Source organism: Marinococcus luteus, assembly GCF_900106595.1.
In the GTDB taxonomy this organism is placed as follows: Bacteria; Bacillota; Bacilli; order Bacillales; family Marinococcaceae; genus Marinococcus; species Marinococcus luteus.
The window spans coordinates 971,386-990,416 of sequence record NZ_FNNC01000001.1 but is presented as its reverse complement, the minus strand read 5'-3'; the positions used below and the strand labels follow the sequence as shown (position 1 = coordinate 990,416).

Sequence of the window (19,031 nt, the reverse complement as noted above, 5' to 3'; positions counted from 1 at the left end):
CGTCCCTCATGATTCATGAGGGTCGGTTTTTTTATGTGGAAAAGCTGAACAGATAAAGGGAGGAACGAGCATGGCTTATCGAATTCCAAGAGGGACCCAGGATATACTTCCGGGCGAATCGGAAAAGTGGCAGTTTATTGAACAAAAAATAGACGATATCTGCAGCCGGTTTAACTACAGTGAAATAAGAACCCCCGTTTTTGAACAAACCGAGCTGTTTGCACGGGGAGTGGGGGATTCCACGGATATCGTGCAAAAAGAAATGTATACGTTCGAAGACAAAGGCGGAAGACAGCTCACGCTCCGTCCGGAAAACACGGCTTCCATTGTGCGCTCCTATGTGGAAAACAAAATGTACGGATGGGCCGGTCAGCCGGTGAAGCTGTATTACACCGGACCGATGTTCCGCTATGAGCGCCCGCAGTCCGGACGCATGAGGCAGTTTGTGCAATTCGGTGTGGAGGCAATCGGGAGCGCGGATCCTGCGATTGACGCAGAAGTTATAGGGCTTGCCATGCAGTTTTATGAAGAAATGAATCTCAAGGGCCTTAAGCTGGTTGTCAACAGCCTTGGGGACAAGGAGAGCCGGACGGCCCATCGTGAGGCGCTTGTTTCTCATTTTGAGCCCCGGATCGGAGAATTCTGCAGTGACTGCCAGGAGCGCCTGCACACCAATCCGCTTCGGATTCTTGACTGCAAAAAGGATAAAGACCACCCGCTGATGGCGGATGCGCCTTCTATTCTTGATCACTTAAATGAAGAGTCAAGCAGCTATTTCAACCAGGTTAAAACAATGCTTGATGAAATGGGCATTACTTACGAAGTGGATGCGAACCTTGTGCGCGGCCTGGATTATTACACCCACACAGCCTTCGAAATTATGATTGAAGGAGAAGGGTTTGGCGCGATTACAACGCTTATGGGCGGCGGCCGCTACAATGGCCTGATTGAGGATATTGGCGGACCGGACACACCTGGCATCGGATTTGCGCTTAGCATTGAGCGGCTGCTGATGGCACTCAATACCCAGAACGTAGAGCTCCCGGCAGAAAAAAACCTGGACTGCTACATTGTGGCAATGGGAGAGGAAGCCAAAAAGCGATCCGTCTCCCTGGTGCATGAGCTCCGGAGGGCAGGCGTCAAAGCCGATAAGGATTACATGGACCGTAAAACAAAAGCCCAGTTTAAAGCAGCGGACCGTACAAACAGCACCTTCACCGTCGTCATTGGCGACGATGAGCTGGAAGCAGAAGCAGTTAACATTAAAAATATGGAGACCGGCGCGCAGGAAGAAGTGCCGCTGTCGGCATTTATTACTACTATGCAGGAACGTACAGGGAGGAAAGAACAATGATAGGACGGACGCATCATTGCGGAGACATCCAGGAAGCGCTGATAGGCGAAAAAGTAAGATTGAAAGGCTGGGCCCAGACCCGCCGGGACTTAGGCCAGGTGGTCTTTATTGATCTCAGGGACCGTTCGGGGATCGTACAAGTGGTGGCGACTCCCGAACAGTCCGAGGAAGCACTGAACGCAGCGGAAAGGGTCCGCAGCGAATATGTGCTCGACGTAGAAGGAATTGTTGTGCAGCGCGATGAAGAAACGTACAATGAAAAAATTCCGACCGGAAAGGTGGAAGTCCGTGTCGATAAGCTTTCGATTATGAATGCTTCGAAGCCGCTGCCGTTTCAAATTGAAGCAGATACTAATGTTTCTGAAGACGTAAGGCTCCGCTACCGCTATCTTGATCTTCGGCGCCCGGATATGCAGGAGACGTTCAAGCTCCGTCACCAGACCACAAAGTTCATCCGCCGTTTTCTCGATGACCGTGACTTTTTCGATATGGAAACGCCGATGCTCACCAAAAGCACGCCTGAAGGGGCAAGAGACTATCTGGTGCCAAGCCGGGTCCATCCCGGGGAGTTTTATGCTCTGCCGCAGTCCCCGCAGCTGTTCAAACAGCTTTTAATGGTCTCGGGATTTGAGCGTTATTATCAGATTGTGCGCTGTTTCCGGGATGAGGACCTCCGGGCCGACCGGCAGCCGGAATTTACCCAGGTGGACATTGAAACAGCCTTTCTGGATACAGAGGACCTTTTCTCCATGATGGAAACAATGATGGCCGGGCTGTTGAAGGAAACGCGCGGGGTCGATATTGAAACACCATTCCCGCGTATGACGTATTATGAAGCGATGAACCGCTACGGATCCGATAAGCCGGAAACCAGGTTTGGCATGGAGCTTGTGGAGCTGACCTATGTTTTAAAAAACAGTGATTTTAAAGTATTCAAAAATGCTGCGGCTTCAGGGGGCATCATTAAAGGGCTGAACGTCAAAGGCGTTGCTAACCAGATGTCCCGTAAAGAAATTGACGATCTGGCGGAATTTGTGGCTGCTTACGGGGCGAAAGGTCTTGCCTGGCTGAAGGTAGAGGAAAATGAACTGAAAGGCCCGGTTGCGAAATTCTTAAGCGATGAAGAAACAGCGTCGCTCAGGGAAGCAATGGGGGCAGAAGCAGAAGATCTGCTGTTCTTTGGAGCAGACAGCCATCAGGTGGTCTGGGATTCTCTTGGTGCTCTGCGCCTGAAATTCGGAAAAGAGCTCGATATGATTGACCGCAGCACGTTTAATTTCCTCTGGGTGACAGAATTTCCGTTGATGGAATATAACAAGGACGACGACCGTTATGTAGCGATGCACCACCCGTTTACACGGCCGGTGGAGGACGATGCCCACCTGCTTGAAACAAAGCCGGAAGATATCAGGGCGGAGGCTTACGACCTCGTGTTGAATGGCTATGAAATTGGCGGGGGATCGCAGCGTATTTATGAAAAAGACCTGCAGGAGAGAATGTTTACGGCTCTTGGATTTAATAAGGAAGAAGCGAAAGAACAGTTCGATTTTCTTATGGAAGCCTTTGATTACGGCGCACCGCCGCACGGCGGCATAGCATTTGGTCTTGACCGGATCGTCATGATCCTCGCAGGCAGAAATAATCTGAGAGATACAATTGCCTTCCCGAAGACGGCGAGTGCCACCGATCCATTAACCCAGGCGCCGGGGAAAGTAAGCAGCAGACAGCTTGAGGAACTGCATCTTAAGCTTGATGTTTTTGAAAAAGAGGATGAAGACGAATAGAAAACTATAAATGGTCAAGCTGATGAAACTGCTCAACAAAACCAGCGGGGTCTGAATTGATCTGAAAAGTGCGGACGCCCTGAATCGTATGAATGTAAAGAAAGCCTATTTTTCCAGGTTCATAGCGGTATGAAACGTCGAGCACTTCCTTGAGAGGATAAGAGATCTCCAAGTTGTGGCCATAGGCGATACGGTCTTCTTTTAAACAAAGAGGAATTTCCACAGGGACCCTTTTTTTCTGGAAATCTTCAATTACGTGTTCCGTATACGTGGCATTAAGCCTGGCTAGTGTTTCTGTCATCATCTGCTCCTTTTAAGGCTCTATGCACCTTGGAATGATATAGTAACGTTCTTGACCGAATTATACGAAAGTGCTAATATATAATCAAACAATGTGAAGAGTCCTGAGGTGTTCGTGAAGCACTGATCGTTTTGAGCCAACACTTTCACATTGGGAGCCTGTCGTCTTGTTCTGGAGTACAAGCCTCAATGTTTGGGGAAGTATGAACGAACAAGCAAGGCACCCACCTGCCATGAGCAGGTTCAAAAACAAGTTCGTTTGACGGCACATTGGGACTCTTCCTGTTTTACTTAAATTGTTATGCATCCTCCGGCGCGTGAACAGTGCACCGGAGGTTTTTTACATAACCCGGCGAAACTGGTGAATTGTCACGGCAGTAAGAGAAACGCAGGTGAACAAACATTGAGAAAACTCCGCTCTAAGCTTCTGGTAATCACCTTAATCATAACAGCGCTCCCACTGTTAATTTTTGGTGTGGTTTTGTTCGAATCGCAGCGTTCAGAAATGGAAGCCCAACTTGAGGGTTCTTTATTTTCGTTATCCAATAATTTGTCATTAACGATGGAGAGCGTTCTTTCGGAACGAATGAATGACCTGGATATGATGACGATGAACCCCGTTTTGCAGGATGAGAATGCAGCGCCTTCCGACATAAGAAATGAACTCGAACAAATGGTGGAAGCGGAAAACTTATACATGGGCATTGTTTACATAGATACGAATGGAGATATTGTTACGTCCACCCGGGATGAAGTGATAGGCAAAAACGTTTCCGACCGCATATGGTACCAGAAAGCACGAGAGGGAAATCCGACGCTTGAAGAAGCATTTATAGATCCAATTTTAAAGCAGCCGATTATTCCTCTGGCAGGGCCGGTGGAAAATGATGCAGGAAATGTGATGGCTGTAATTTCCCCCTCGATTAATGAAAATGCGCTGTGGGAAGTACTCTGGCAGCGCCTGAATAAAATGGGGGAGCATGAACGTTTTTCCGGCCAGGCCTTTGTCGTTAATAATGAAGGAGAATACATCGCATACCCGAACTCGGGCTATGTGCTTGAGGAAAGCTTTCTTGAAGAACAGGGGATAAAAGAGAATTCTATTGAAGAACTGATCGCGGGGCAGGAGGATCAGCTGATCGAGCACGGAAATGATGTTTCCGTAGTTACCCCGGTGGAGAACGTAGGGAGCCTGGCAAATGAATGGTACGTCGGCTACACAGTGCCAAAAAGCGGATTCTATGCGAATCTCCGCCAGCTCGTCTACAGCTACCTGTTTGTTTTCAGCATTGTCTTAATCATTACGGTGTTTGCCGTTTTTAAGCTGTCCAAATACATTGTGCATCCTGTCGAGCGTCTTGCAGAAGCGACAAGCCGATTTGCAATAGGCAAAAAGGTATTTCCGCTGCAGACCAATGCCTATGAAGAAGTGGATGTGCTGACCAATACATTTAATCATATGTCAGAACAGCTTGAAGAGAGAGAGCGGGGACACCGCCAATCCACGATGATTCTGGAGACAACAGATAACGGGGTAATAGCTGTCTCAAGAGATTTCATGAATATTACTACGTTTAACGCAATGTGCGAAAAGCTGTTTGGACTCGACCGGAAAGAGGCACTTGGTCACTCCGTGCAGCAGGTAATGAAAAAATCTGAAGACTTCCGGATGTTCGCCCGGGAAATAGAAGAACACCGTCTGAATGACAGCCAGCTTGAGATGAAAGAAATCGAAGTACCGATCAATGGAAAAAACCGGACCTTTCTGGTGAATATGACAATTCTCCCTCCGTTGGACGCTCAGGAGTCCTCTGAGGGCATTGTACTTATATTTAACGATATTACAGAAAAGAAAGACATGGAAAATGAGCTTGTCCGAAGCGAAAAGCTGAAAATGGTAGGGCAGCTGTCTGCAGGGTTTGCGCATGAAATCAGGAATCCACTCACCACCATCAAAGGATTCGTGCAGCTGTTCCGCCAGTCGGCGAAGAAAGAAAAAGATATTCAGCATTACGATTTAGTGCTGAACGAAATTGACCGGATGAACAGCATTGTGGAAGATTTGCTGGGCCTTGCCAGACCTACCAGTTCCGGAGATGAACACGGTATTCAGGTGAACAGCCTGCTTGAAGAACTGCTCGAGCTTTACAGTCAGCAGGCTGTAAAAAACAAAACATTTATTTATACGAATTTTGATGAGCTTCCGGAAATAATCGGGGATCGCAAGAAATTATCCCAGGTGTTTGTGAATCTGATCAAAAATGGCCTGGAAGCGATGCCGGAGGGAGGCGTGCTGCGGGTGGAAACATCCATGCACTGGACCGGAGAGCCGTATTTTGAAGTGAAAATAAAGGATACTGGGAGCGGTATGAGTGAAGAACAGCTGCAGAAAATCGGAAATCCTTTTTACACGACCAAATCTAATGGAACCGGTCTCGGACTGATGACTGTGTTTCAAATTGTGGAAGATTTTAAAGGAACGCTGGAGGTCGATTCCGCTCCTGGCAGCGGAACCGAATTTAACGTGCGGCTCCCGGCGCAGCTGGCCGGGGAAACGATGAGCAGTGACAGCCAAAATGCAAATTAAAGACGCCTTAAGTGGAGGCGTCTTTTTTGTGTAAACCCCGCTTCGACAGGCAGCATCGCAGGGAGCTTATGTTTTCTTCTTTGCTGGTTTAATCTGGTGGTACACGTCCGCCAGGGCTTTTTCAAATTTGCTGTTGTTTTTCGGCTCGTAATACTGCTCGTTTTTGAGCTTGTCCGGCAGGTACTGCTGCGGCACCCATCCTCGTTCGTCGTTGTGCGGGTACTCGTACTCGTTGCCGCGCCCAAGGGCCCCGGCTCCTTTGTAATGTGAATCCCGGAGGTGGGCGGGGATGGCCGGCGTGCCTGCTTTCAGCATCGCCTCACGGGCTGCGTCAAGCGCTTTATAAGCGCTGTTTGATTTTGGGGAAAGGCAGAGCTCTATGACGGCATCTGCGAGCGGTATTCTTCCTTCCGGAAAGCCGAGCCGTTCGGCGGCTTCAACAGCAGCAAGGGCTCTCGGACCGGCCTGGGGGTTTGCAAGCCCGATGTCCTCATAGGCGGTGACGATAAGCCGGCGGCCGATGCTGATTAAGTCCCCTGCTTCAATTAAGCGGGCCAGATAATGAAGCGCGGCGTCAGGGTCACTGCCCCGAATGGATTTTTGGAAGGCGGAGAGCACATCGTAATGGTGATCGCCGTCTTTGTCATGAGTGAAGCGCTTCTGTTGAATGCATTCTTCAGCGACCCTCTGAGTAATGCGGATGATGCCGTCGTCATCCGGCTTCGTGCTGAGGACGGCAAGCTCAAGCGCATTAAGCGCAGCACGAACATCGCCGCCGCCCGCTTCGGCTAGATGCGTGTGTGCCTCCCCGGTTATTTCTGTCCGGTACGCGCCCATCCCATTCTGCGGATCACGAAGACTTCGCTCGATCAGCTGCTTCATTTCCGGTATGGAAAGCGGCAGCACCTCAAATATATGTGTGCGGCTGCGTATTGCCGGGTTAATAGCATGGTAGGGATTGGCGGTAGTTGCGCCAATCATAATGATCAATCCGCTCTCAAGGTAGGGGAGCAGAAAATCTTGTTTCGTTTTATCGAGCCGGTGCACTTCATCCATTATGACAATCAGCTGGTCTGACATTTTGGCTTCCTGCACGGCGAGTTCCATGTCTTTTTTATTGTTCATAACGGCGTTCATTTTTTTATAGGCAATATCTGTACTTCCAGCGATGGCAGAGGCAATCGATGTTTTTCCTGTGCCCGGGGGACCGTACAAAATCATGGAGGAAAGCTTTTTTGTTTCCACCATGCGCGCAATCATTTTGCCCTCCCCGAGAATATGCTCCTGACCGGCGACTTCTTCGATAGAGCCAGGACGCATCCGGTAGGCAAGAGGCTGTTTGGATGACATGGAGTTTCTCCTTTCGTAAACACTTCACGTTGAAATTGTATCATGTTTTCTCATTTATGAGGATGAACAGCGGACTGCAGGTATGATATACTACTATTAATTCCAACTGTTTTTATCAGCATTAGAAATGGGCAGCCAGGTGACAAAGCAACCAATCAATCAGCAGGATCTTTGAAGACGTAACAGGTACTGACAGGCCTGAGAGGAAGGGATGACGGCATTGAAAATTTCAACTAAAGGCAGATATGGATTGACGATTATGATGGCGCTTGCGAGAAAGCATGGGAGCGGGCCTACGTCCTTAAAATCAATCGCACGGGACCATAACCTTTCCGAGCATTATTTGGAGCAGCTGATTGCCCCGCTTCGAAACGCAAGCCTCGTGAAAAGCGTAAGGGGAGCCTACGGCGGCTATATGCTTTCTAAAGAACCGGCTGACATTACAGCGGGTGATATTATTCGTGTCCTTGAAGGTCCGATCAGCCCGGTCGAAGTCCTCGATGACGAAGAGCCGGCTAAACGGGACTTGTGGCTAAAAATCCGGGATGCTGTGAAGGATGTCCTTGACAGTACTACGCTTGATTATCTGGCGGAGTATCAGGGCGACGAAGAACAGGAAAATTATATGTTTTATATTTAATTCCTGAAGGTATGAAAAGTATAAATGCGAAATCTCCACGCCGCATCCGGCATGGAGATTTTTTTATGAAAAAATTTTCAGGAGGGGATGGCCGTGGCCGTAGAAAATATTATCGTCGTTGTAATATTTTTATTTATCCAGCTATTCGCAGATAAACTAATATCATCCGAAAAAATTGGGCGTTTCAGCTGGCTGTCATTTTCCGGAGGGGTAGCCGTCGCGTTTATTTTTGTGTACATACTTCCGTATCTGCATGATGAACAAAGCAAATATGGGGAAAGCTCTTTTCGGGGTCTGACGTTTGAGTCGGAATTTTACCTGCTCAGCCTGGTCGGACTTATCATTTACTTTGTGATTCACAATATTGCGGTTCGGGCCTATTATTCTACGAGCAGGGGAGAAGGGCAGTTTTTCTGGATTCAAATTGCTTTTTTTGCCCTGTATAACAGTATGGTTGCCTACACAGTATTCGGGTCCGATGTTCAGGGGCTGCAAACAGTCTTTTACGGGGTGGCAATTGGGCTTCATTTTATGGCTATCTCGCATGATCTGCACAGGGAAGATGCGGGCCGTTATAAGCGGGGGAGGTATTATCTGGCAGGGGGTATTTTATTTGGCTGGATATTTGCCATTGTGTTTACGCTGCCGGAAATTGTTCTGGCCATTACGTTTGCGGTCATTGCAGGCGCCATGATATTTAATGTGTTGAAAAAAGAAATGCCGACAGAGGAATCGGCTCATCTGCCGACATTTTTATGGGCAGCATTCATCTATACTGTCATAACAGAAATATTGAAGCTGCTGTTTAATTGGTAAGCGCGGCTGTGTATAAAAAAGCAAACATTTCTAATTAAAGATCATATTTAAGTGCAAGCTCGGCCGCCCGGAGCCGGGTGTCGACCGTCTGATGTTCTTCAAGCATCTCCCTGACCGTTTCAATCGCTTTGCCCTTCAGCACGCCGCCGCTGATAAACGCTACATCAAAAATGATTTCATTCAGCACGTCGAGGTGGTGGGTTAAGTCTGTGATGGTTTTTGGCGAGCGCAGGGAGGCCTGCAGCTCTTTACTGAAATCATTACGGTTGAGCGGTTCTTTGTTAAAAAACCAGCTGACGGTCTTCTGATGGGGATAGCCGAGTCCCTTTTTTTGATTATCGACGTTTGGCACATAAATATACTGCGAGGTGACCGTGCAGAAATATACGTCACGGTTGTTGTCGTCCGGGACAATCACGAGGTCGTCTGTCTTCATTTGGGAAATAAAATTGTACACATTGGTGGCCCCTTCATCCATATCAAAGCGGGCCAGTTCCTTTTTGACCTTTTCGTAGCTGAGGGCGTTCAAGGATTTGCCGATAGGATAACCAATAGCGATAAAATCATATTCTAAAAAATTATGCAGCTGGTTGGTGCCGTTAGGTAAAGGCCGGAGCATCCAAACATTTTTCACTCACACATCCCGCGCTTTCATAAAATAATAGGAAACAAAATACATATTACACGGGAAAAGAAAGAACAGGCAAGGAAATAGACAAAAAAACTCCTATTTGTTAATGTAAAAAATAATGTTATTCCGATTATATGAAATAACTCCATTAGGAGGAGAAAAAATATGCCCGCTATATATGCAGATCATGCGGCCACGACGCCGCTTCATCCAGAAGTGGCTGAAGCTATGATCGATTCTATGAAAGAGCCTGCGGGAAACCCTTCGAGTGTGCATGAGTATGGCCGGGCGGCCAGGAAAAGACTCGACGGGGCCCGCCGTACGGTGGCGTCATCCATAAGTGCAAGTCCAAAAGAGGTTGTATGGACGAGTGGGGGCACAGAAAGCAATAACCTGGCGCTCCGCGGTTTTATGCATGCCAACCAGGAAAAAGGAAAGCACCTGGTGACAAGTGCCATTGAGCACCATGCCGTTTTGCACACGGCCCAGGCGCTTGAAAAAGAAGGCTTTCATGTCACATACGTCCATCCCGATGAACAGGGTGTCGTGTCGGTGGAAAAAATTATGGCAGCAGTGACTGAGGAGACGATACTTGTCTCATTAATGTATGTGAATAATGAAACAGGAGTAGTGCAGCCTGTGCATGAAGCTGCTGAAAAGCTTGCGGAAAAAGAGATTGCCTTCCATACCGATATGGTCCAGGCCTACGGACAGCTCCTGTTTAACGTAAAAGAAACACCGGTGACAATGGCAACAATGACGGCTCATAAAATTAACGGTCCTGCAGGAGCAGGATGTTTATTCGTGCGTCAGGGCGCAAAAATTCGTCCGGAATTAACGGGCGGGGAACAGGAAAGAAAACGCCGGGCTGGTACGGAAAACGTCGCTGCCGTCGAGGGCTTCGCCAAGGCCGCTGAGCTGCAGATAAACAGCCTGGAGGAACGCCGGCAGGAGCTCGAGTCGCTCAGGGCGGCATTTTTAGCCGAGCTTGACCGCAGCGGGGTTTTGTATCAAATTAACGGGAGAGATGCAGAAAAAAGCCCGCATATTTTAAATGTATATTTCCCCGGCATTCAGCTCGAATCATTTCTTGTGCAGATGGATATGGAAGGCATAGCTGTTTCAAGCGGATCGGCATGCACCGCCGGGACTGTAGAACCGTCCCACGTCCTTGAAGCAATGTACGGAAAAGACGCACGTATCTATGAATCCGTCCGGTTCAGCTTTGGGTACGGAAACACCGTGGAGGATATGAAAACCGCGGCTCAGGCGGCGATGAAAATAAGCCGGAAAATGAAGAAAAAGGAGGCTTTGAAATGACCAATGCAGAGACACGGATTGTGGTAGGAATGTCCGGGGGAGTGGACTCTTCCGTTACGGCCGCTCTATTAAAAGAGCAGGGCTATGAAGTAATCGGTATTTTCATGAAAAACTGGGATGACACAGATGAATCCGGGATGTGTACGGCGACTGAAGACTACGAAGACGTAATTGCAGTATGCAACCAATTGGATATACCCTACTACGCTGTGAATTTTGAAAAAGAATACTGGGACCGGGTCTTTACGTATTTTCTGGAAGAATACAAAGCCGGACGCACACCGAATCCTGATGTGATGTGCAATAAAGAAATTAAGTTCCGTGCATTTATCGACCATGCGTTTAATCTCGGGGCCGACTACGTTGCGACCGGGCATTATGCACGCGTCGACCATACTGAGGGCGGGACGTATCTTCTGCGTGGAGTGGACAACAACAAAGACCAGACGTATTTTTTAAATCAGTTAAGCGAAGAACAGCTGAGCCGAGTGCTGTTTCCACTCGGAGAGTACGATAAATCTGAAGTCCGGAAAATGGCGGAAGACCGGGGTCTTGAAACGGCTGGAAAAAAAGACAGCACCGGGATCTGCTTTATCGGAGAGCGTAATTTCAAGGATTTCCTGCAGGAGTATCTTCCAGCCCAGCCGGGCAACATGGAGAGTCCTGAAGGAGAAGTGAAGGGCCGTCACGACGGGCTGATGTACTACACGCTCGGCCAGCGCCAGGGGCTTGGTATCGGCGGCTCGGGCGAACCGTGGTTTGTCGTGGACAAAGACATGGAACGTAACGTTCTGATTGTCGGGCAGGGCGGTAATCATAAGCGATTGTATTCAGAGCAGCTGACCGCCTCTGAACCTAACTGGATTCATGAGCCGGAAGCCTTTCCTTTTTCATGTACCGCGAAATTCCGGTACCGTCAGAAAGACCAGGGCGTTACCGTCCATCAGAAAACAGATGGAGAACTGCTCGTAGAGTTTGATGAACCGCAGCGGGCGGTTACTCCGGGACAGGCGGTTGTCTTTTATGACGGTGATGTGTGCCTTGGAGGTGCAACAATAGAAGAAGCGATGATGAAGGAAAGCGTTGTAACGTAACGTTTTCCTTTTTCTTGGTTCATACTGTGCGCTGGTAAGGCTTTTCAATCACCCGGGATCGTGAAATAATACAGAAACAAGACTTGAAAAGGATGATAGTATGGATAAAAATCAGCAGGCAATGGAGCATCTACAAAACGGGGATTTTGAAGAAGCAGCAAGGCTTTTGAACGAACAGATGGAAGCGGAGCCGAATGACCCTGTCGCTTACATAAACTTTGGCAATCTGCTTGCCGAAGCAGGTGAAGATGATAAAGCCATCCGTTTTTTCACAAAAGCACTTCAGATAGATGAAACGGCCGCCACAGCCTATTACGGAGCTGGCAACGTACTATACAACCGGGAAGAGTATGCTGAGGCCATTACGATGTACAAAGGAGCCCAGCAGCAGGGACTTGAAGACTCGAGTCTGTTTTTCATGCTCGGACTGAGCTACCTGCAGTCCGACCGTCTTCCGTATGCGATTGCTAACTTCAAGCGCTCCGTGGAGCTCGACGAATCGGACTCCGAAGCCAGATATTATTACGCACTGTCGCTCGCCCAGCAGGAGGAAGTCGACCAGGCTGAAGCAGAATTTAAAAAAGTGGTGGATCAGGACCCCGACCATGCCGATGCCTACTATAATCTGGGTGTGGCTGCTTTGTTTAATGAACGGGCGGAAGAAGCGCTCAGCTTCTTTGAGAAAGCACTTGAAGCAGAGCCTGAACATGCATTGGCAGAGAACGGCAGACAGCAGGTTCAACAGCTGCTCAGCGAAAAGTGAGGTTGTGCTATGGAGAATGGACAAGATGAACAGGAACTGCTCGAACCCTATGTCCTCGGAACGGTTCAGCACGTTATATTCCGGAATGAAGAAAACGGCTACACAGTAGCGAAAGTGAAAATTAAAGAATCGATACCTGCCTTTGAAGAAAGCACAACGACCATCGTCGGCATTCTGCCAACAGTGGAGGCAAATGAACGGTATCGTTTTAACGGTGAGATTAAACAGCATCCGCGGTTTGGCACCCAGTATCAGGTCATCTCTTATCAAAAGGAAATACCGACCGAACGCTCAGCGTTAATTGACTATTTATCGAGTGACCGTTTCCCGTACATCGGGCCAAAAACAGCAGAAAAATTGGTCGACCGCTTCGGGGCCAGGGTGATTGACGAAGTGCTCGAACGCCCGGAAGCCCTCGAGAAAATTCCCGGACTGAATGAAGAGAAACGCAGACAAATCCGCACCGCTATGCTTGAAAATCAGGGCATGGAGCATGCTATGACGCTTCTTGTGCGCTACGGATTCGGTACGGATCTTGGCGTAAAAATATACAACCAATACCGTGAGCGGACCCTCGATATTATTCAGCATGATCCCTACCAGCTCGTCTGGGACGTGGACGGGGTCGGCTTTACAAAAGCAGACCGGCTCGGAGAAAACACCGGCATACAAAAAAATGACCCAAGCCGTCTGAAAGCGGGAGTACTGTTTGAGCTGTATGAACGGACGATGCAGGACGGGCATGTGTATATTCCTAAGCAGCAGCTGCTTGACAGCTCGGAGCAGCTGCTTGCAGACCCCGCTGTTACTATTGATCAGCAGGAGCTGAAGCTTGTCCTGCAGGAACTGGTAAACGAAGAACGGGTGCAGATTGACGACGACCGGGTTTATATTGCCTCTTTGTATTTTGCGGAAAAAGGGTTTTCAGGCAGGGTGCACAAGCTGCAGGAAGAAGCGGAAGAAAAAGAATATTCCCAGGCGGATCTGCTTCAGGCTCTCGGGGAAGTGGAAGAAAAATTTGATATTGAGTATGCTGAGCAGCAGAAAGAAGCGATCCAGACGGCTATGGAAGAGCCGGTAATGCTGCTTACAGGCGGGCCGGGGACCGGTAAAACCACGATCATCCGGGCCATTGTGGAAGTGTACGCATCGCTCTATGATGTTTCTCTGGACCCTTCCGAATATTCGGGCAAGAAGCCCTTCCCTGTACTGCTTGCTGCCCCGACCGGCCGGGCGGCGAAACGGATGAAGGAATCCACCGGCCTGCGGGCGGTGACGATTCATAAGCTGCTCGGATTTAGCGGGGAAGGAGAAAACGAGCTGTTTGAAAAGGATGAGTACGAGCCCCTTGAAGGGGAGCTGCTGATTGTCGATGAAGTGTCTATGGTGGACATGTGGCTGGCCAATCAGCTGATCCGGGCGGTTCCGAAAGGAATGAAGGTCGTGTTCGTTGGCGATGAGGACCAGCTTCCTTCGGTAGGACCGGGCCAGGTGCTTGGAGATCTGCTTGAAGCCGGTACTATACCGACCGTGAGTTTATCGGTTGTGTACAGGCAGACGAATCAGTCCTCGATTGTAGAGCTGGCCCACGCGATGAAGGAAGGGGGACTGCCGGAGGATTTTGAACAGCCGTTTGAAGACCGGCGTTTTTTCCCGTGCACGAAAGGGCAGGTGGCCGACGTGGTGGAGAAGACGTGTGCCGGTGCCATTCGCAAAGGCTACGATCCGATGGATATTCAGGTGCTTGCCCCGATGTACCGCGGTGAGGCAGGAATCCACGCCTTGAATGAACGGCTGCAGGAAATGTTTAACCCCCGGACGCCTCAAAAACGGAGTGTAACCTTTGGGGACGCTGTTTACCAGAAGGATGATATCGTTCTTCAGCTCGTAAATAACGGCGAAGAAGGTATATACAACGGAGATAAAGGTGTACTCGAAACGGTCTTTGAAGCAAAAGAAACTGTTGATAAAGAAATGCAGATTGTTTTTTCCTTTGACGAAAAGGAAGTCAGCTACACGCGCCAGGATCTTAAACAAATCACTCTTGCCTACTGCACTTCTATTCATAAGGCTCAGGGAAGTGAATTTCCCATCGTAGTCGTACCAATGCTGATGTCCTACCGGCGGATGCTGCGCCGTAATTTGTTGTACACAGCGATAACACGGGCAAAGGACTATTTAATTCTCTGCGGGGAAAAAGAAGCGTTTATGTATGCCGTAAAGCAGGAGTCAAAAAATGAACGCTACTCGTATCTTCGGGAACGCCTGAAGAACCGGGAAGAGGATCCGGATGAGCAGGCTTGACAGAAAATGCGGTTTCCGATATAACTGAAACAGAATAACAAAAACAGTGATGGAACGAGTACGGTGGAAATATTCTCACAGAGACCGGCAGCAGCGGCTGAAACTGCCGGAGAACACCCCGCCCGAACGCTGCTCCGGAGTGCAGGCAAACCCTGCCGGATCATCCACGTTACGGATGCTGAGTTGGCCGTTTTTATATGCGGCAACCAGGGTGGTAACGCGAGCACACTCGTCCCTGTTTTCAGGGGCGGGTTTTTTAATGTGATTTAAACAAAAATGAAAAAAACCACGGGAGGCTGATCAATATGCCAGCATTAACATCTACTGAAGTCCGGCGGCGCTTTTTGGAATTTTTTGAGGAAAAAGGACATACAATTGAGCCGAGCGCCTCGCTCGTTCCGCATGAGGATCCGACGCTTTTATGGATCAACAGCGGAGTAGCTACGATGAAAAAGTACTTTGATGGACGGGTGATTCCTGACAATCCGCGGCTTGCGAACGCGCAAAAGTCCATCCGGACAAACGATATTGAAAACGTTGGAAGAACGACGCGCCATCACACATTTTTCGAAATGCTCGGCAATTTCTCTATTGGTGACTATTTTAAGAAAGAAGCCATCGAATGGGCGTGGGAATTTTTAACGTCGGAGCGCTGGATAGGCTTTGATGAAAACCGGCTGTCGGTTACCGTTCATCCGGAGGATGACGAAGCGTATCAGTACTGGAGAGAAATTATCGGCCTTCCGGAAGAACGGGTTATCCGACTCGAAGAAAACTTCTGGGATATCGGCCAGGGACCAAGCGGACCGAATACTGAAATCTTTTATGACCGCGGAGACAGCTGGGGGGACGACCCCCGGGACCCGGAGATGTATCCGGGAGGAGAAAACGAGCGTTATTTAGAGGTGTGGAATCTCGTATTTTCGCAGTTTAATCATAACGCTGATGATACGTACACTCCGCTTCCGAAGAAAAACATTGATACCGGTATGGGTCTTGAACGGCTCGTGACCCTCGTTCAGGATGTGCCGACAAATTTTGATACTGATCTTTTCCGCCCAATAATCCGAAAGGTGGAAGAAGTATCTGGAAGAACGTATGGAGAAAATGAAGAGCAGGATATTGCTTTTCGTCTGATTGCCGATCATGTCCGGACTGTCAGCTTCTCAATCGGGGATGGGGCCCTTCCGTCCAATGAAGGACGCGGTTACATTCTGCGCCGTCTGCTCCGCCGCGCGGTACGTTATGCCGGCTGGCTCGGTCAGGAGGAGCCGTTCATGCACAGGCTGGTAGGCGTCGTGGGCGAAATTATGGAAGACTATTATCCAGAAGTCCGTGAAAAGCAGTCCTTTATTGAACGTGTGGTAAAAACCGAAGAAGAACGCTTCCACGAAACATTGACCGACGGGCTGAAAATGCTGAGACAAGTGACAGAAAGAGCCCGTAACAAAGGTGAAACGGTCATTTCCGGGAAAGATGTTTTCCGCCTGTATGATACGTATGGATTCCCTCCTGACTTAACGGCGGAATACGTAGTAGACGAAGGGTTCGCGGTAGACAATGAAGAATTCGAAGTGGAAATGGAAGCCCAGCGGAGCCGGGCACGTGCGGCCAGAAAAGATAGTGGTTCGATGCAGACTCAGGAGTCACTTCTGACAGATATCGATACAGAGAGCACGTTCGTCGGCTACGAGCATTTTGACGTGGAGACAAGCGTTCAGACGCTGATTCATAATAAAGAACTCGTGGATACAGTCGGAGCCGGGGAACAGGTGCAGCTCATCCTGGAAAAAACCCCGTTTTATGCAGAAAGCGGCGGCCAGGTGGCAGACCGCGGCACGATCGTAAATGAAGCAGCAGGGATGGAAGCGGTAGTGGAAGATGTCCAGAAAGCTCCGAACGGCCAGCATCTTCATACGGTACGAATTGAAAAAGGATCGCTTCGCAAAGGGATGCATGTAAGAGCGTCCATTGAAGAAAATACGAGAAGAAGCATTATTAAAAACCACACGGCGACCCACCTGCTGCATCAGGCTCTGAAAGATGTGCTCGGGGAGCACGTCAATCAGGCAGGGTCGATTGTGACAGATAACCGCCTCCGTTTTGACTTTTCCCATTTCGGGCAGGTCACTGAGGAGGAAATAAAGCGGATCGAATACCTTGTAAATGAAAAAGTGTGGTCCAACGTGTCGGTTCTGATTGAAGAAAAAGGAATCAATGAAGCGAAGCAGATGGGTGCGACTGCATTGTTTGGTGAGAAATACGGGGAAAGAGTGCGCGTGGTACAGATTGGCGACTACAGCATTGAACTGTGTGGCGGCTGCCATGTCGGCAGCACCTCCGAAGTCGGAGTGTTCAAGATTACAGGAGAATCCGGAATTGGCGCCGGAACCCGCCGCATAGAAGCTGTTACCGGCCAGTATGCGTATGAGTACTTTGAAAGCCGAATACAGCTGCTTGAAGAAACAGGCAGCATCGTCCGGGCCCGTGCCATTGACGATATCCCGCAGCGTGCAGAAGCTCTGCAGGAGCAGATCAGAAGCCTCCAAAAAGAAAATGAATCGCTGTCGCAGAAGCTGAGCAATCTCGAAGCCGGAGATCTTGCAGATGAGGCAGAAGAAATAAACGGTGTTCCGGTTATTGCCAAAGAACTTCCAGGAGCAGATAAAGATACACTGCGACAGACCGTGGATGAGCTCAAGCAGAAGCTTGGAAGCGGCATTGTCGTGCTTGGAACATCAGAAGGGGAAAAAGTACAGCTTATTGCCGGAGTAACGAAAGATTTGACTGAACGGTACAAGGCAGGAGATATTGTAAAAAAAGCAGCGGAAGTGTGCGGAGGCGGCGGAGGCGGCCGCCCGGATATGGCTCAGGCAGGGGGAAAACAGCCTGAGAAGCTTGCGGAAGCATTGGAAGAAGCGAAGAACTTTATCTTAACCCTTTCCTAAATACCCCTATCTCATGTACAATATAATCGTCTATACAGTAATCGTATTAATTACTACAGTATAGGAAGGGAGCTTCTCCTCCCTTCTGCTTTTTATGAAATGACATTTCGTGAAAAGTCATCCGAGGAGGTGGAGGAATTGAATACGAACGACCGGACCGTACGTTTTAACAGAAAAGAAGATTCTTCCGACCCAAAGGCCGAAGAAGTTCTGCTCAGCGTGTATGAAGCGCTTGAGGAAAAAGGGTATAATCCAATTAACCAAATCGTGGGGTATTTGCTTTCAGGCGATCCAGCTTATATTCCCCGTCATAAAGAAGCAAGAACGATCATCCGCCAGCTCGAGCGGGATGAATTAATCGAAGAATTAATGCGACACTATTTGAAGGACCACCAGTCATCTTCGTGAAAAGGGCGCTTGGTATCGATGTCGGAAAGAAAAGAATCGGGATTGCCATCTCCGACGCGTTGGGCTGGACAGCCCAGGGTGTAGAAACGATTCATTTAAAAACGACAGAGCCGGACGAAGCTTTTCCGCGTATTCTTGAACTGGTTAAAGAAAATGAAATCGAGCAGCTTGTGGTCGGTCTTCCTAAAAATATGGACGGGACGATTGGGGGCAGGGGAAAAGAGTGTCAGGCATTTGCAGAGAATCTTGAAGAATTTTCCTCGCTGCCGGTAGCCATGTATGATGAGCGATTGACAACAAAGGCGGCAGAACGCACACTGTTACAAGCAGATGTCAGCAGAAAAAAGCGCAAAAAAGTCGTAGATAAAATGGCAGCTGTGATGATTTTGCAAAGTTATTTGGACCATCAATCAAACTTATAGTAAAGAGGTGAAATATAATGGCTGAGGAAGAAGAAAAAGAAAGAATTGTCATACCTGATGAGGACGGCAATGAACATTTATTTGACATCCTGTTTACATTCGACGCAGATGAGAGTGAACAATCCTACATTGTAGTGGTTCCGTCAAGTGAAGCCGACAATGACGAAGTGGAGGTTTTTGCTTTCCGCTATGAGGAAGAAGGCGAAGGAGACGAGTCGGATATAAACCTTTTCCCGATCGAATCTGACGAAGAATGGGAAATGGTCGAAGAAATGGTGAACACGTACAGTGCTAACGAAATGGAGTAGAA

Annotated in this window: 16 protein-coding genes, 1 other RNA gene and 1 other annotated feature (1 of these 18 running past the window's edge); of the genes, 14 read left to right on the top strand and 3 right to left on the bottom strand. The window is 48.8% G+C overall.

Going from position 1 to position 19,031, the window contains the following annotated elements; genetic code table 11:
• Nucleotides 1–10 (top strand) — a binding site (T-box leader); it begins 216 nt to the left of the window's first position.
• Nucleotides 11–70: 60 nt separating this feature from the next.
• Together hisS and aspS are read left to right on the top strand one after the other, a co-directional pair.
• Nucleotides 71–1,354, top strand: a complete 1,284-nt coding sequence (gene hisS, locus BLV22_RS04980; RefSeq protein ID WP_091612036.1) for a histidine--tRNA ligase — start codon at nt 71–73, stop codon at nt 1,352–1,354.
• Nucleotides 1,351–3,138, top strand: coding sequence for an aspartate--tRNA ligase (aspS, locus tag BLV22_RS04975; RefSeq protein WP_091612033.1), 1,788 nt, complete (start codon nt 1,351–1,353; stop codon nt 3,136–3,138). Before hisS ends, aspS begins: the two co-directional genes overlap by 4 nt.
• 4 nt (nt 3,139–3,142) lie before the next feature.
• Here the strand turns inward: aspS and BLV22_RS04970 are convergent, their stop codons facing one another.
• Nucleotides 3,143–3,439: a hypothetical protein gene (locus BLV22_RS04970; RefSeq protein ID WP_091612030.1), complete on the bottom strand. Its 297-nt coding sequence runs from the start codon at nt 3,437–3,439 to the stop codon at nt 3,143–3,145.
• Nucleotides 3,440–3,536: 97 nt separating this feature from the next.
• On the opposite strand from BLV22_RS04970, the gene ssrS reads away from it, so the two are divergent.
• Both ssrS and BLV22_RS04960 read left to right on the top strand, forming a co-directional pair.
• Nucleotides 3,537–3,719, top strand: a non-coding RNA gene (gene ssrS / locus BLV22_RS04965) — 6S RNA.
• A 122-nt stretch (nt 3,720–3,841) separates the two neighbouring features.
• Nucleotides 3,842–6,025 carry an ATP-binding protein gene (locus BLV22_RS04960; RefSeq protein WP_176967652.1) on the top strand — a complete coding sequence of 728 codons (2,184 nt, stop codon included), beginning with the start codon at nt 3,842–3,844 and terminating at the stop codon, nt 6,023–6,025.
• Nucleotides 6,026–6,091: 66 nt separating this feature from the next.
• Here BLV22_RS04960 and BLV22_RS04955 read toward each other — a convergent pair whose 3' ends face one another.
• Entirely contained in the window at nt 6,092–7,375 is a 1,284-nt protein-coding gene (locus tag BLV22_RS04955) for a replication-associated recombination protein A (RefSeq protein WP_091612025.1), read from the bottom strand.
• 220 nt (nt 7,376–7,595) lie between these two features.
• Between BLV22_RS04955 and cymR the strand changes: the two genes are divergently transcribed.
• Together cymR and BLV22_RS04945 are read left to right on the top strand one after the other, a co-directional pair.
• Nucleotides 7,596–8,015, top strand: coding sequence for a cysteine metabolism transcriptional regulator CymR (gene cymR / locus BLV22_RS04950; protein ID WP_027847299.1), 420 nt, complete (start codon nt 7,596–7,598; stop codon nt 8,013–8,015).
• Nucleotides 8,016–8,108: 93 nt separating this feature from the next.
• A complete protein-coding gene (locus tag BLV22_RS04945) occupies nt 8,109–8,831 on the top strand; it encodes a hypothetical protein (RefSeq protein WP_091612022.1) in 723 nt (240 codons plus the stop codon).
• A 34-nt stretch (nt 8,832–8,865) separates the two neighbouring features.
• On the opposite strand, the gene BLV22_RS04940 is transcribed toward BLV22_RS04945, so the two are convergent.
• Nucleotides 8,866–9,465 carry a hypothetical protein gene (locus tag BLV22_RS04940; RefSeq protein WP_091612019.1) on the bottom strand — a complete coding sequence of 200 codons (600 nt, stop codon included), beginning with the start codon at nt 9,463–9,465 and terminating at the stop codon, nt 8,866–8,868.
• A gap of 162 nt (nt 9,466–9,627) precedes the next feature.
• Here BLV22_RS04940 and BLV22_RS04935 point away from each other — a divergent pair, with 162 nt between their 5' ends.
• The 8 genes from BLV22_RS04935 to BLV22_RS04900 all read left to right on the top strand — a co-directional run bounded on the left by BLV22_RS04935 (nt 9,628) and on the right by BLV22_RS04900 (nt 19,029).
• Complete coding sequence (locus BLV22_RS04935; RefSeq protein WP_091612016.1) at nt 9,628–10,782, top strand: cysteine desulfurase family protein; 1,155 nt, start codon at nt 9,628–9,630, stop codon at nt 10,780–10,782.
• Nucleotides 10,779–11,876, top strand: a complete 1,098-nt coding sequence (gene mnmA / locus BLV22_RS04930; RefSeq protein WP_091612013.1) for a tRNA 2-thiouridine(34) synthase MnmA — start codon at nt 10,779–10,781, stop codon at nt 11,874–11,876. The genes BLV22_RS04935 and mnmA overlap by 4 nt, the downstream gene beginning before the upstream one ends.
• Nucleotides 11,877–11,976: 100 nt before the next feature.
• Nucleotides 11,977–12,639, top strand: coding sequence for a tetratricopeptide repeat protein (locus BLV22_RS04925; protein WP_091612010.1), 663 nt, complete (start codon nt 11,977–11,979; stop codon nt 12,637–12,639).
• Nucleotides 12,640–12,648: 9 nt separating this feature from the next.
• Nucleotides 12,649–14,943 (top strand): SF1B family DNA helicase RecD2, encoded by a 2,295-nt coding sequence (gene recD2 / locus BLV22_RS04920; protein ID WP_091612006.1) that lies wholly within the window; start codon nt 12,649–12,651, stop codon nt 14,941–14,943.
• A gap of 305 nt (nt 14,944–15,248) precedes the next feature.
• Nucleotides 15,249–17,891: an alanine--tRNA ligase gene (gene alaS / locus BLV22_RS04915; RefSeq protein ID WP_091612002.1), complete on the top strand. Its 2,643-nt coding sequence runs from the start codon at nt 15,249–15,251 to the stop codon at nt 17,889–17,891.
• 138 nt (nt 17,892–18,029) lie between these two features.
• Nucleotides 18,030–18,299, top strand: coding sequence for an IreB family regulatory phosphoprotein (locus BLV22_RS04910; protein ID WP_091611999.1), 270 nt, complete (start codon nt 18,030–18,032; stop codon nt 18,297–18,299).
• Nucleotides 18,296–18,721: a Holliday junction resolvase RuvX gene (ruvX, locus tag BLV22_RS04905; protein WP_091611998.1), complete on the top strand. Its 426-nt coding sequence runs from the start codon at nt 18,296–18,298 to the stop codon at nt 18,719–18,721. The genes BLV22_RS04910 and ruvX overlap by 4 nt, the downstream gene beginning before the upstream one ends.
• A gap of 17 nt (nt 18,722–18,738) precedes the next feature.
• Nucleotides 18,739–19,029, top strand: coding sequence for a DUF1292 domain-containing protein (locus tag BLV22_RS04900; RefSeq protein ID WP_091611995.1), 291 nt, complete (start codon nt 18,739–18,741; stop codon nt 19,027–19,029).
• The last annotated feature ends 2 nt before the right edge of the window (nt 19,030–19,031 follow it).

Excerpts from the sequence above, each read along its gene's own strand:
- hisS (WP_091612036.1), top strand. The coding sequence starts at position 71 with ATGGCTTATCGAATTCCAAGAGGGACCCAGGATATACTTCCGGGCGAA.
- aspS (WP_091612033.1), top strand. The coding sequence starts at position 1,351 with ATGATAGGACGGACGCATCATTGCGGAGACATCCAGGAAGCGCTGATA.
- BLV22_RS04970 (WP_091612030.1), bottom strand. The coding sequence starts at position 3,439 with ATGACAGAAACACTAGCCAGGCTTAATGCCACGTATACGGAACACGTA.
- BLV22_RS04955 (WP_091612025.1), bottom strand. The coding sequence starts at position 7,375 with ATGTCATCCAAACAGCCTCTTGCCTACCGGATGCGTCCTGGCTCTATC.
- BLV22_RS04935 (WP_091612016.1), top strand. The coding sequence starts at position 9,628 with ATGCCCGCTATATATGCAGATCATGCGGCCACGACGCCGCTTCATCCA.
- mnmA (WP_091612013.1), top strand. The coding sequence starts at position 10,779 with ATGACCAATGCAGAGACACGGATTGTGGTAGGAATGTCCGGGGGAGTG.
- BLV22_RS04925 (WP_091612010.1), top strand. The coding sequence starts at position 11,977 with ATGGATAAAAATCAGCAGGCAATGGAGCATCTACAAAACGGGGATTTT.
- recD2 (WP_091612006.1), top strand. The coding sequence starts at position 12,649 with ATGGAGAATGGACAAGATGAACAGGAACTGCTCGAACCCTATGTCCTC.
- alaS (WP_091612002.1), top strand. The coding sequence starts at position 15,249 with ATGCCAGCATTAACATCTACTGAAGTCCGGCGGCGCTTTTTGGAATTT.
- BLV22_RS04900 (WP_091611995.1), top strand. The coding sequence starts at position 18,739 with ATGGCTGAGGAAGAAGAAAAAGAAAGAATTGTCATACCTGATGAGGAC.